Raw genomic sequence first — 11,304 nt, 5'->3', positions numbered from 1 at the left:
GGGCGGAGTAGGCGGAGGCGGCGGCAAAGTCCCGGCTTTCCCAACCGGGGCTCCCTTTCGCCGACGAAAACCCAAGTACGAACGCCGCGCAAAAGAGCAGCAACCCCACCGGCCGAAACGACCGGAGGGGAGGATCGGCTGCTCTCCCCCGAAGTGGCCCCATGCCTTTCAAAAGAGCTCCGATTGGCTGCCCCGATGGCCCGGCCGCAGGCCCAGCTTTTGATAGGCCCTTTCGGTCGCGATACGCCCCTGAGGAGTGCGTTGGAGGAACCCTTCGAGAATCAAATACGGCTCGTGGACCTCCTCGATCGTGCCCGCATCCTCTCCGACCGCGACCGCAAGAGTGCTCAACCCGACGGGCCCCCCTTCGAACTTGTAGATGATGGTTTCCAAGAGCTTCTTGTCCATCTCGTCCAACCCGTCCGCGTCGATGTCGAGCATCTCCAAGGCACGGTGCACCACCGCTTCCGAAATCTCCTCCCCGCCCGCGCGCACGACCGCGTAATCCCGGACCCAGCGAATCAAGTTGTTCGCCAATCGGGGGGTGCCGCGGGAACGCCGAGCGATTTCCCAAGCGCCCGATTCCGCCGTTTCCACCCCCAAGATCCGAGCGGAGCGTCGAACCACCTCCACCAGCTCCTCCGCCCCGTAATACTCCACTCGGTTGACGAGTCCGAAGCGACCGCGCAAGGGAGCTGTCAGCATCCCGGCCCGGGTGGTCGCCCCGAAGAGGCTGAAACGCGGCAGGCTCAGGCAAACGCTTCGAGCGGCAGGACCTTGGTCGATCACGATATCGATCCGAAAATCTTCCATCGCCGGGTAGAGATATTCCTCCACCGTTCGGCTGAGACGGTGAATCTCGTCGACAAAGAGAATATCTCCCGCCTCCAGGCCGCTCAGCAGTCCGGCGAGATCGGCCGCTCTCTCGAGCGCCGGGCCCGAGGTCAGCCGGAGATTGGCTCCGATTTCCTTCGCCAAGATATGGGCCAGAGTCGTCTTCCCCAATCCCGGCGGGCCGCTGAAGAGGAGGTGCGGCAGGGGCTCTCTTCGCCGACGTGCGGCTTCCACCAAGACCGCTAACCGCTCCTTGATTCGCGATTGGCCGACAAACGCATCGAGCGAGGAGGGGCGGAGCGCTTCCTCCAAGCTCTCGTCCCGCTGCACGCGAAGATCGGCCGGGTTCCCCTTCATCGGCTCGCCGTTCCCTTTCCTCCCGATCCGCGAAGCGCTTCTCGAATCAATTCTTCCACACCGGCTTTCGGCAACCGCTCACGAGCCGAGCGGATGGCCTTTTCCGCTTCCGCTTCCCGATACCCCAAGGCGAGCAGGGCCAGCCGGGCATCCTTGCCGACCGGATCGTCTCCCGGCGGCTCTCCTGCCGCGCCGAGCGGGCCTTCGACCTCGGGAAAGCGATCCCGCAGCTCCACAATCAACCTCTCCGCCGTCTTCTTTCCCACCCCTTTGATTCGAGAAAGCCATGCCTGGTCGCCCCGCCTGACCGCGCTCCGCAACTCCTCCGGGGAAGCCGCGCCGAGAACGGAAAGAGCCGTTCTCGGTCCAATGCCGGGAACGTGATCGACGAGCAAGCTGAACAAGGTCCGCTCTTCCTCCTCGGCAAATCCGTAGAGCTCGATTCCTTTCTCGTGTGCCTGGAGGCGGGTATAGAGCTGCACCTCGGCCGGAGGGGAGGGAAGCCGCTGATAAGAGCTCAAGGGGACGAAGAGCTCGAATCCCAGCCCCTGAACTTCGAGACAGACCTGGGTGGGAGAAGAACGAACGAGCCGGCCGCGCAAATACCCGATCACGACGATCTCCGCAAGGCGAGGGAACGTCTCCGAGCGGCGGCGTGCGCAAGAGCCACGGCCACCGCATCGGCGGCATCGAAGGGGAGGTTCTCTCGCAGCCCGAGAAGGCTGCGGACCATAAAGGCCACCTGCGCCTTTCGGCTGCTGCCCGATCCGGTAGCGGCCGTTTTCGCCCGGCGTGGAGGATATTCGAAAACGGGGATATCGACATTTCCGGCGGCCAAAAGCGTAACCCCCCGGGCTGCTCCGAGCTGGATCGCAGTCCGATGATTCTGCACGTAAATCACCGACTCGATCGCAATTTCCTCGGCCTTTTGCTCCACGAGAACTTGGCTGATCCCCCGATAAATCTCCCGGAGGCAGTCGAGTTCGGACTTCTTGGGGCCGACGGCGATGACCCCGCAATCGAGCAACCGCTCGCTTCCGGGCAGCAGCTCGAGAACGCCGTAGCCCGTTCGTCGCAGGGAAGGATCAACTCCCATTATCCGCACGTGACCCCCTATTGAAAGCGACCCTCTGCGAAGGGTCAAGGAATCCTTCGGTGGCGTTCCCGCCCTCATCCGACCCCTCCGGGAACGATGCGCCCGGCGGCGAAGAGCCTCTGGGTTCGCGCCAGGAGAGGAAGGGAAAGGAGCTGGAATCCGCAGGAAACGGCGACCAGCAGCATCGGCGAGCGGTCGTAGAGGAGGCCCATCAGGGCGCTTCCTCCGAACCAGGCAAATCCGTAGACCATGTTGAAGAGGCCGTATCCAGTCCCCTGGCGCTCCTGCGGCACGAGCTCCGCCACTGCGGCTCGAATCACCGACTCCTGCACCCCCATGCCGATTCCCCAAAGCAACACTCCGGCCAACATCGCCCCGATCCCCCGCTCCAGGAAGAGGAACGGGGCCGCCGAAGCCCCCAAAATCACCAACCCGCCCAGCGACCCGAACCCTTTTCGATCAAAAAGCCGGCCGGCCAGAAGAGCCGCACCGGCATCGATCCCCATCGCCAGGGCGTAAAGCAGAGGCACCCCTTGGGGGGCGACCACCCCCGTCTTTGCCGCGTGGTAAGCGACCAGAGCGAAGTCGGTATAACCCGCCGCGACGCAGCCGACGGCCGCCAGATAGCTCCAAAAAGCGGGCGGCAACGACCGGAGCTCCTTCTCTCCGCTCTTCCGCGCACCGGCCGCATTCTCCTCGGAGCTTTGCCAACGACCGAAGGAGCCGCGGGCGAAGCCGAGCGCCGCAAGGGAAAAAACGGCCGGCAGGGCAAGCAAAAGGAAGCTCGTCCGGTAACTCCCTTGGCGGGCCAAGACGAGGGAGACCGACAAGGGACCGAGGACGGCGCCGATCTGGTCCATCGCTTCATGGATGCCAAAGGCACGTCCTCTGCCGAAATCCCGCGTCGCCATCGCGAGCAAGACGTCCCGCGCCGGCGTCCGAATCGCCTTTCCGAGGCGCTCGGCAACGACCAGCACCGCCGCCGCAGGCCACGCGGAGACCAGACCCAAGAGCGGCACCGCCAAGAGATTCACTCCGTATCCGCCGACGGTCAGTCGCCAAAAGGAGCGCGTCCGATCCGCGATCATCCCGGAAAAGAGACGGAGCCCGTAGCCGGCAAGCTCCCCCATGCCGGCAACGAGTCCGACCGCCGCCCCGCTCGCGCCTAGGCTTCCGAGGAAAGGTCCGAGAATCGATCGGGCCCCCTCGTAGGTCATGTCGGCAAAGAGGCTGACCACCCCGAAGCAGAAGACGATCCGCAAGACGGCGCTTTCGGAACGGAGACGCTTCCGGCCGTCTTCGCGCATGGGATCGGCCGATTAGAGGGAAAAGCTCTTCCCGCAAGAGCAGTGAGAGGAAGCGTTCGGATTTCGCACGATGAAGCCGCGATTCTGGAGATCTTCGGAGTAATCCAAGACGGAGCCCGCGAGGAAGAGCGCACTTTTCGGGTCCACGACCAAGCGCACTTCCCCGGCCTCGATCAGGATATCCTTCTCCCGAGGCCGATCGACCAGATCCATTTGGTACTGGAGGCCCGAGCAGCCGCCTCCCACCACGGCGATCCGGAGCGCCCCGCCTACCTTCTCCGACTCCCGGAGCAGGTCGGAAAGCCGCTCCGCCGCCTCGCTCGTGATCCGGCAAAGCTTCTCGTTGCCGAGGGTGTAAGAAACCGAGGAAGCTCCTTCCATTTTCTCCATTCTCGCAGAGACTTTCCTCCGCTCCTTTCCTCCGGTCAAGTCCGCACCGCCCCTCGTTGCTCTCCCGAGTCGGGCCTTTCGCCGCAAGCGGGCGGAAGGATTAGGAAAAAAGCTCGGATTGACCCGTCTTCGCCGCCAAGGCCTCCTCCGCCTCCTTGGCGAGCTTTCGAAACTCCCACCGACAGAAAAGCTCGACCTGCTTCGCGAGGTCGGGGCGAACCGTCAACGCTTCCGGAGGAATCGGGAGCGGAAGCCCCGTCCGCAGCGCGACCATCCTTCGGTTGCGCAGAATCCTCTCCCGTTGCTCGGCGGTCAGCTCCCGCAGCTTGCTCTCGCTCGCCTGGGGAGCCTGCCGGAGAAGCTCCTCCAAGGAGCCGTAACGCCGAAGCCAGCGGGCCGCGGTCACCTTCCCCACGCCCGGAAGACCGGGGATGTTGTCCACCGAATCCCCAATCAACGCCAGCAGATCGGGGATTTGCGCCGGAGAGACTCCCCATTTTTCCGTAACGTCCCGCTCGGTGAGGAGGCGGAAGTCCTTGCCGTTAGTCTGGTAGATCGACACCCGAGAGGAAACCAGCGCCAAAAGATCCTTGTCGTTGCTGGCCAGGACGACCTCCATCCCCTCCTCCACGGCGGCGGCGGTGTAGCTCGCCATCACATCATCCGCCTCCTCTCCGGCAACGCGCAGCACCGGAACCCCCAGGGCCGCCATGAGCTCCTCGACATGATCGAGCTGCACGGAGAGCGCCTCGGGAACTTCCGGCCGATGGGCCTTATACTCCGGACAGAGGGACACCCGCTCCGCGCAAAGGCCGTCGTCCACCGCCCACCCCGCAAGCGCCGGCCGCAGATCGGCGAGCATCCGCCGCAACACCACGGTGAGCCCGTAGAGGGCGTTCGTCGGAGCGCCCGCACTCGTCTGCAAGGCGGGCATCGCATAAAAAGAGCGGTACGCGTAATAGCTGCCGTCGACCAAAAGCAATCGCACATCCCACTCCTACCATCCCTTCTCCTTGGAATCGAGCCCATCCCGAATTCCCGCCGCGCTCCCTTGTCTTTTTTCTTGGAAAGACGCCTCCCGAATCACTAGATTTCCCCCTCCCACTCCGGAGTAGCTCAGTGGTAGAGCGAGCGGCTGTTAACCGCTTGGTCGTAGGTTCGAATCCTACCTCCGGAGCCAGGCTTGCTCGCCGCGGGGAGACAACGCCGCCAGTCGTTGCTTTGAGCGCCGAGCGGCTCTTGTCGAGGTTCGGGATCCGCGCGGCACCACGCCGTTCCGATTCGCAAAGGCGATGCCACGCTCCCGATCTGGCGGAGTTCCTCCATCCCGCCGCGACGCCGCCCAAGAATGAGAAATGCTATGCCGGAGACGTCAACCACCGCCTCCCCAAACCCGCAGCGATTCGGCGCGGAGCATCCCGAGAAGTCGCCAAGCCTTTCCTTCCTCGGTCCGCTGGCGCTGTAGCCAGAGCAGGCTGCCGGGAGAAAGGGAGAGCACCGGCGGGATCTTTTTGGGAACGAGAAGCCGAGTGGCGATCTTTGCAAGGTTGGGCTCGTGCCCGACGAGCAGAAGATCGACCTTTTCTTTTCGGATCGCCCTGAGCGCGCGGCCGGGGGAGTCGTCCGGATCCAGGCACTCCCAAAGGGTCAGACGCCCTCCCGGATAAACGGCGGGCAAGAGGATTTGCGCGCTCTGCCGGCTCCGAGTCTTCGAGGAGTGGACGAGACCTTGGACGCGGACTCCCCACTTGCGCAGAAGCTGGGCGAGACGGGAGCACTCGGCGATGCCCGCTTCCGACAGGGGCCTTTCCGGATCTTTCTCGTTTGGCACCGCACTTCCGTGCGCCACGAGGTAGAGATTCACCGGCAAGACGATACCAGAGACAGGCCGCCAATCCAGGCGAGAAACAGCCGGGTCCGCTCTTGTTCTTGGCTCATCCGACGAAGCGCGCTACTCTTCGTGGCTTGTCATGGACGGCACTCCCCAGTCGAATCCCGACAGCGCCTGGCAGCCGAGACACAACCCCTGGATCGTTGCAGTATCCGTGATGCTGGCGACCTTCATGGAGGTTCTCGACACGACCATTCTCAATGTCGCCCTCCCCTATATCGCGGGGGGAATGGCGGCGAGCAACTCACAGGCGACCTGGGTGCTCACCAGCTATCTCGTCTCCAACGCGATCGTCTTGCCGATGACCGACTGGCTGGGCCGCCGCTTCGGCCGTCGCAACCTTCTCTTGGCCTGCATCGCCCTCTTCACGGTAAGTTCCGCGCTCTGCGGAGCCGCCTCCAATCTCGGCAATCTGATCCTCTTTCGCATCCTGCAAGGAGTGGGGGGAGGCGGACTCCAGCCGATCTCGCAAGCGATCCTCTTGGAGAGCTTCCCGCCCTCGAAGCGGGGACAGGCGATGGGTCTCTTCGCCCTTGGAGTCGTGGTGGCCCCGATCCTCGGCCCCGTGCTCGGCGGCTGGCTGACCGATAACGTCAATTGGCGCTGGTGCTTTTTCATCAATCTGCCCGTCGGCCTTCTGGCGATCCTCTTATCGAGTCTCTTCGTCGAAGATCCCCCCTATCTGCGCAACAATCGTCCGACCCAGGTCGATGTCTGGGGTCTCTTCTTTTTGACTCTCTGGCTGGGCTGCCTGCAGGTGCTTTTGGACAAAGGCCAGGAGGATGATTGGTTCGGAGCCGTCTGGCTCCGCTGGATGGCGGGCCTTTCCTTCGCGGGCTTCGTCTGCTTCGTGGTTCGGGAGCTCTCGGTTCCCGTGCCGCTGGTCGATCTCCGGATCCTCAAAGACAAGAGCTTTGCCACCGGCGTCAGCTTGGTCTTTTTGATCGGAGTCGTCCTTTACGGAACGCTCGCCGCCTTGCCGCTCTTCCTCCAGACGCTGATTTCCTACACGGCCTTTCAGAGCGGAATCGCCGTGAGCCCCCGCGGCATCGGCGCCGTGGCCGGCGCGATCTTTGCCGGGCGAATGCTCGGCGTCATGAGCGCCCGGACTCTGGTCGCCCTCGGCTTCCTCCTCCTAGCCGCTTCTTCGTTCCTCATGGGGAACTTCGATATTCAAATTGCTCAGTTCAACGTCGTCGTTCCCAACTTGCTCAACGGTTTCGGGGCACCGCTCGTCTTCGTCCCGCTGACCACGGCCGCCGTCGTGACCCTGCGCCGGGAGCAGATGGGAAACGCCACCGGACTCTTCAACCTCTTCCGGAACATCGGAGGGAGCGTGGGCACCTCTCTCATCGCCACCTATTCCCAGCGCTTCGCCCAGATCCAGCAGAACTTCCTGGCTGGCTACTACACACCGGAGAACCCGAACTACCGAGATGCGCTCGCCTCGATCCAGAGCTATCTGGCCACCCAGTCGGGAACGGTGCCGGGGGCGCAGCAGGCTTTGGGAGTGCTCTATCGGACGCTCACCGGGCAAGCCAGTCTCTGGGCCTACGTCGATATCTTTCAATGGTCTGGCTGGGTCTGCCTGGCATCCCTGCCCCTGGCCTTTTTCTTGGCCCCCACGAAGGGGGCCAAAGCCCCGAGCGAAGGAATGATCCACTAGCGGCCCCTCTCCCAAGAATTGGCTTGTGTTGAAAATCCTTCGCAGCCAAGAAAGTGGTCGATATGAGTCGCTTCTCCATACAGCGGATTCGGGCTCGGCAGCTGCTCGATTCCCGCGGCAATCCGACGCTCGAGGCCGAAGTCACCTTGGAGGACGGAACGACCGCCCGGGCCATGGTTCCTTCCGGGGCAAGCACGGGGATCCACGAGGCGCTTGAGCTGCGGGACGGAAACCCGGCTCGCTACGGGGGGAAGGAAGTCGGGAAGGCGGTGCAAAACGTGCAGAGGCTGATCGCTCCCGCTCTGCAAGGCCGCGAGGCGCTCCGCCAGGAAGAAATCGATCATCTCCTGCGCGAGCTCGACGGGACCAAGAATAAGAGCAACCTGGGTGCCAATGCCATGCTCGGAGTGTCGCTGGCGGTAGCCCGGGCATCGGCGTCGGCCTTGGGCCTCCCCCTCTATCGATATTTGGGCGGAACCGGAAGCAACCTCCTGCCCGTGCCTTTCGCCAACGTCATCAACGGGGGAGCCCACTCCGATGCCCCTCTCGACTTTCAAGAGTTCATGATCGTGCCTCGGGGCGCTCCTACCTTTTCGGAGGCGATCCGTTTCGGAGCGGAAACATTCCATGCGCTGCGCACCCTTCTCCGGGAACGTAACCTGGGAACGGGGCTCGGGGATGAAGGGGGCTTCGCCCCGAACCTCTCGTCGGCGGAAGAGGTCTTGGAATTGCTCTGTGCGGCGGTGGAGCGGGCCGGGTATACTCCGGGCAAGGAGATCTTCTTCGCCATGGATCCGGCCTCGAGCGAATTCTTTGATCCGAGCTCCGGAGCCTACGTTTTCCGGAAATCCGACCAGCGGCGCATGCCGGCCATTCACTTGGTCGAGTACTACAAGGAGCTCGCCAAGCGATTCCCGATCCTCTCCATCGAGGACGGAGCGGCGGAAAACGACTGGGACGGATGGCAAATCCTGACGCGCGAGCTCGGAGAGAAGGTGCAGCTCGTCGGAGACGATCTCTTCGTCACCAATCCGGAATTCCTCCGCAAGGGGATCCAGCTGGGTGTCGCCAACGCGATCCTGATCAAGCCGAATCAAATCGGGACCCTTTCCGAGACCTTGGAAACGGTCGATCTCGCCAAGCGAAACGGATATGCCGTGATGCTCAGCCATCGATCGGGAGAGACCGAGGATCCCTTTCTCGCCCATCTGGCGGTCGCTTGCAATGCGGGTCAGATCAAGACGGGCTCCTTCGCCCGTTCCGACCGTGTCGGCAAGTACAACGAGCTTCTGCGAATCGAAGAAGATTTGGGAAAGGACGGCCGATTTGGACACTGGTAATGCGGCGGATGCGAGGCCGGCGATTACCCGCGGACCCTTTTCGTAGCGGCCATCCTCGGGAGCGCTGCCATGAAGAGGGGTACGGTCTGGGCAAAGCTGAGCCATCTGCTCCGGATAGGAATCTTGCTTGCCGGAGGAGCCATTCTCTTGACCGCGTTTTGGCCGCTGGTGCAGCAGATCGACCGTCTGGAACGGCAAAAGGAGAAAATCCAGCACGAGGTCGCGCTCGAGCAGAGTCGCAACCGGGATCTCAACCTCCAACTCGAGCTTCTGCAGTCGGATCCGAACTACCTCACCCGCATCGCCCGAGACCGCCTCAACCTCGGAAAAAAGGGAGAGATCATCTTCCGCTTCGACCCCTTCCCTCTCGCCGGCGATAGCGAGCCGAGCGGAGCCGGGGAGAGCGGGGTCGTCGCCCCGGGGGGATCCCGTCCTTAGACGAACAAAGCGGCGATCCCATCGGCCAAGAGCCGGCCCTCGGGCGTGAGGCGGAAAACGCCCTTCGAAAGCTCGGCCAACCCCTGATCGAGCAGCGCGCGGAGATCCTCCGAGTGCCCGTCGATCCACGAAACGGGAATGCCCTCGCTCGTTCGAAGCCCCAGAAAACACCGTTCCCGCCGGCGTATTGCTTCGGAGAGCGCTTCCTCCTCTCTCGGAGGGTCCCGATCCGCCTGGAGAGCGGCGATATATTCCTGAGTCCTCCGACGATTTTGCCATCGGCGCGAACCGACCGTCGAACAAGCACCCGGACCGAGTCCGAGGTAATCCCTGCCCCGCCAATAGGCTTGGTTATGCAGGGACTCGTAACCGGATCGGGCGTAGTTGGAAATTTCGTACTGCCGATACCCGGCCCCTTCCAGAATCCGCCAAGCCGTCCGATACATTGCTATCGTCCGGCCCTCCTCCTCGCGCCAAATCCCGGCCGCTCTGGCCTGAAAAAATGGCGTATCCTCCTCGTACGTGAGCTCGTAGGCCGATAGATGCTCGGGTCCGAGCGCAATCGTCCTCCCCAAAGTTTCTTCCCAGGAAGCCGGAGATTGTCCGGGCACCCCGAGAAGCAGATCCATGTTGAGATTGCGGAATCCCGCTTCCCGAAGGATAGCGACCGTTCGCTCCACATCGGCCGGGGTATGGCGGCGTCCGAGCGTGCGCAGCACGGCCGGATCGAGCGACTGGACCCCCAGGCTCACCCTTCCGATTCCGAGATTGCGCCACGCCGATGCTTTCTCGGGAGTCACCGTCCGAGGGTTTGCCTCGATCGTCGCTTCGAAGGCCTCCCACGGGCGCAAAGCGTCCGCGAGCCGCTGGAACGCGTCGAGAGGCAGCAGCGAGGGTGTCCCCCCTCCCAGATAGAGCGTCTCGATTTCGACGGGGTGGGCTTGCGCGATCCTCTTCCATTCCCCCAGGAGCGCGTCCACAAAGACGCGCATCTCCTTGGCCGAGCCGGTATGGACGTAAAAGGCACAGTAGGGGCAGATGGTCGCGCAAAAGGGAGTGTGCACGTAGAGGTGCCGAATCGGCTCCCTGCTCGTGGATCGCTCGAACGGCTGCGAACCGGCCGGAAATCGCGGATCGGAGACCACGAGGAACCATACGAGCCGGCGGGCCGGAGTCAGAGGTTTTTTTCGGAAAGCGTCGCGGAATCGGCCCGCTTGTGGCCGCCTTCGCCCTGCGCTAGGTTTGCTCTATGTCTTTTCCCGACGCCCTCCAAGAGGAAAGCTTTCCATTCTTCCGAGACAGAGCCCGCTTCCTCTCCCTTTTGGAGCCCAAGACCCCTTCGGAACTGGAAGCCATGGCGCAGGAGGCGAATGGGCGGACCGCTCAGTTTTTCGGAAAGACCGTCCGGCTCTTCGCTCCGCTCTACCTCTCGAACGAATGCGTCAACGTCTGTCGTTATTGCGGTTTTTCCCGGTCGAATCCGATCTTTCGGCTTACGTTGAGTCCGGAGGAGGCGGAACGGGAAGCCCGATTTTTGGCGGAGCAGGGCTTCCGTTCGATCCTTTTGGTTGCCGGCGAGCATCCCAAGTGGGTGTCGCCGGGTTATGTCGCCTCCTGCATCCGGCGAATTCGCCCCTATTTCCCTTCGATCTCCGTCGAAATTGCTCCTCTGGAGGTCGAGGAGTATCGGGAGATCGTCGATGCCGGAGCGGAAGGAGTGGTCATCTACCAGGAAACCTACGTTCCGGAGATCTACTCCTCGCTCCATCTCTCCGGACCGAAGCGCGACTTCGTTTGGCGCCTCCAGGCTCCCGAAAGAGCCTATCGGGCCGGCTTTCGCCGGATCGGGATCGGGGCTCTCCTCGGTTTGGCTCCCTGGCGCGAAGATGCGCTTGCTTTGGCGGCCCATGCGGCATGGCTTCTCAAACATGCTTGGCGTTCCTATTTGACGATCTCCCTCCCGCGGCTCCGTCCGGCCGCCGGCG

Annotated in this window: 12 protein-coding genes and 1 tRNA gene; 5 read left to right on the top strand and 8 right to left on the bottom strand. The window is 63.0% G+C overall.

All coding sequences use genetic code 11. From position 1 onward, the window contains the following. Positions 1-168: 168 nt before the first annotated feature. The 6 genes from ruvB to FN369_RS00625 all read right to left on the bottom strand — a co-directional run bounded on the left by ruvB (position 169) and on the right by FN369_RS00625 (position 4,972). Entirely contained in the window at positions 169-1,191 is a 1,023-nt protein-coding gene (gene ruvB / locus FN369_RS00650) for a Holliday junction branch migration DNA helicase RuvB (RefSeq protein ID WP_142524294.1), read from the bottom strand. Beyond that, positions 1,188-1,805, bottom strand: coding sequence for a Holliday junction branch migration protein RuvA (ruvA, locus tag FN369_RS10930; protein WP_178087578.1), 618 nt, complete (start codon positions 1,803-1,805; stop codon positions 1,188-1,190). Before ruvA ends, ruvB begins: the two co-directional genes overlap by 4 nt. Further along, on the bottom strand, positions 1,802-2,287 hold the full coding sequence (gene ruvC / locus FN369_RS00640) for a crossover junction endodeoxyribonuclease RuvC (protein ID WP_246189464.1): 486 nt from the start codon (positions 2,285-2,287) through the stop codon (positions 1,802-1,804). The genes ruvA and ruvC overlap by 4 nt, the downstream gene beginning before the upstream one ends. 74 nt (positions 2,288-2,361) lie before the next feature. Continuing rightward, the gene (locus FN369_RS00635; RefSeq protein WP_142524291.1) at positions 2,362-3,594 is read right to left on the bottom strand and encodes an MFS transporter; all 1,233 of its coding nucleotides are present in this window, start codon (positions 3,592-3,594) and stop codon (positions 2,362-2,364) included. Between the two features lie 12 nt (positions 3,595-3,606). Further along, a complete protein-coding gene (locus FN369_RS00630) occupies positions 3,607-3,975 on the bottom strand; it encodes a HesB/IscA family protein (protein WP_142524295.1) in 369 nt (122 codons plus the stop codon). Positions 3,976-4,084: 109 nt separating this feature from the next. After that, positions 4,085-4,972 carry a 5'-3' exonuclease gene (locus tag FN369_RS00625; protein WP_142524290.1) on the bottom strand — a complete coding sequence of 296 codons (888 nt, stop codon included), beginning with the start codon at positions 4,970-4,972 and terminating at the stop codon, positions 4,085-4,087. Positions 4,973-5,089: 117 nt separating this feature from the next. On the opposite strand from FN369_RS00625, the gene FN369_RS00620 reads away from it, so the two are divergent. Further along, positions 5,090-5,164: transfer RNA gene (locus FN369_RS00620), tRNA-Asn, on the top strand. A gap of 192 nt (positions 5,165-5,356) precedes the next feature. On the opposite strand, the gene FN369_RS00615 is transcribed toward FN369_RS00620, so the two are convergent. Beyond that, positions 5,357-5,848 carry a SixA phosphatase family protein gene (locus FN369_RS00615; RefSeq protein WP_178087577.1) on the bottom strand — a complete coding sequence of 164 codons (492 nt, stop codon included), beginning with the start codon at positions 5,846-5,848 and terminating at the stop codon, positions 5,357-5,359. A gap of 106 nt (positions 5,849-5,954) precedes the next feature. Here FN369_RS00615 and FN369_RS00610 point away from each other — a divergent pair, with 106 nt between their 5' ends. From FN369_RS00610 to FN369_RS00600, 3 genes are all read left to right on the top strand, one after another. Continuing rightward, the gene (locus FN369_RS00610) at positions 5,955-7,541 is read left to right on the top strand and encodes a DHA2 family efflux MFS transporter permease subunit (RefSeq protein ID WP_142524288.1); all 1,587 of its coding nucleotides are present in this window, start codon (positions 5,955-5,957) and stop codon (positions 7,539-7,541) included. Between the two features lie 62 nt (positions 7,542-7,603). Then, entirely contained in the window at positions 7,604-8,881 is a 1,278-nt protein-coding gene (gene eno, locus FN369_RS00605) for a phosphopyruvate hydratase (protein WP_142524287.1), read from the top strand. 69 nt (positions 8,882-8,950) lie between these two features. Continuing rightward, a complete protein-coding gene (locus FN369_RS00600) occupies positions 8,951-9,319 on the top strand; it encodes an FtsB family cell division protein (protein WP_142524286.1) in 369 nt (122 codons plus the stop codon). On the opposite strand, the gene hemW is transcribed toward FN369_RS00600, so the two are convergent. Next, the gene (gene hemW / locus FN369_RS00595; protein ID WP_178087576.1) at positions 9,316-10,383 is read right to left on the bottom strand and encodes a radical SAM family heme chaperone HemW; all 1,068 of its coding nucleotides are present in this window, start codon (positions 10,381-10,383) and stop codon (positions 9,316-9,318) included. The two genes, FN369_RS00600 and hemW, sit on opposite strands and share 4 nt — an antisense overlap. 185 nt (positions 10,384-10,568) lie before the next feature. On the opposite strand from hemW, the gene FN369_RS00590 reads away from it, so the two are divergent. Next, positions 10,569-11,304 (top strand): radical SAM protein (locus tag FN369_RS00590; RefSeq protein WP_142524284.1); only part of this gene is annotated, 736 nt, incomplete at its 3' end.

Origin of the sequence: Methylacidimicrobium cyclopophantes, from assembly GCF_902143385.2 — a bacterium.
Taxonomy (GTDB): Bacteria; Verrucomicrobiota; Verrucomicrobiia; order Methylacidiphilales; family Methylacidiphilaceae; genus Methylacidimicrobium; species Methylacidimicrobium cyclopophantes.
This window is presented reverse-complemented; position numbering and strand designations above follow the sequence as displayed.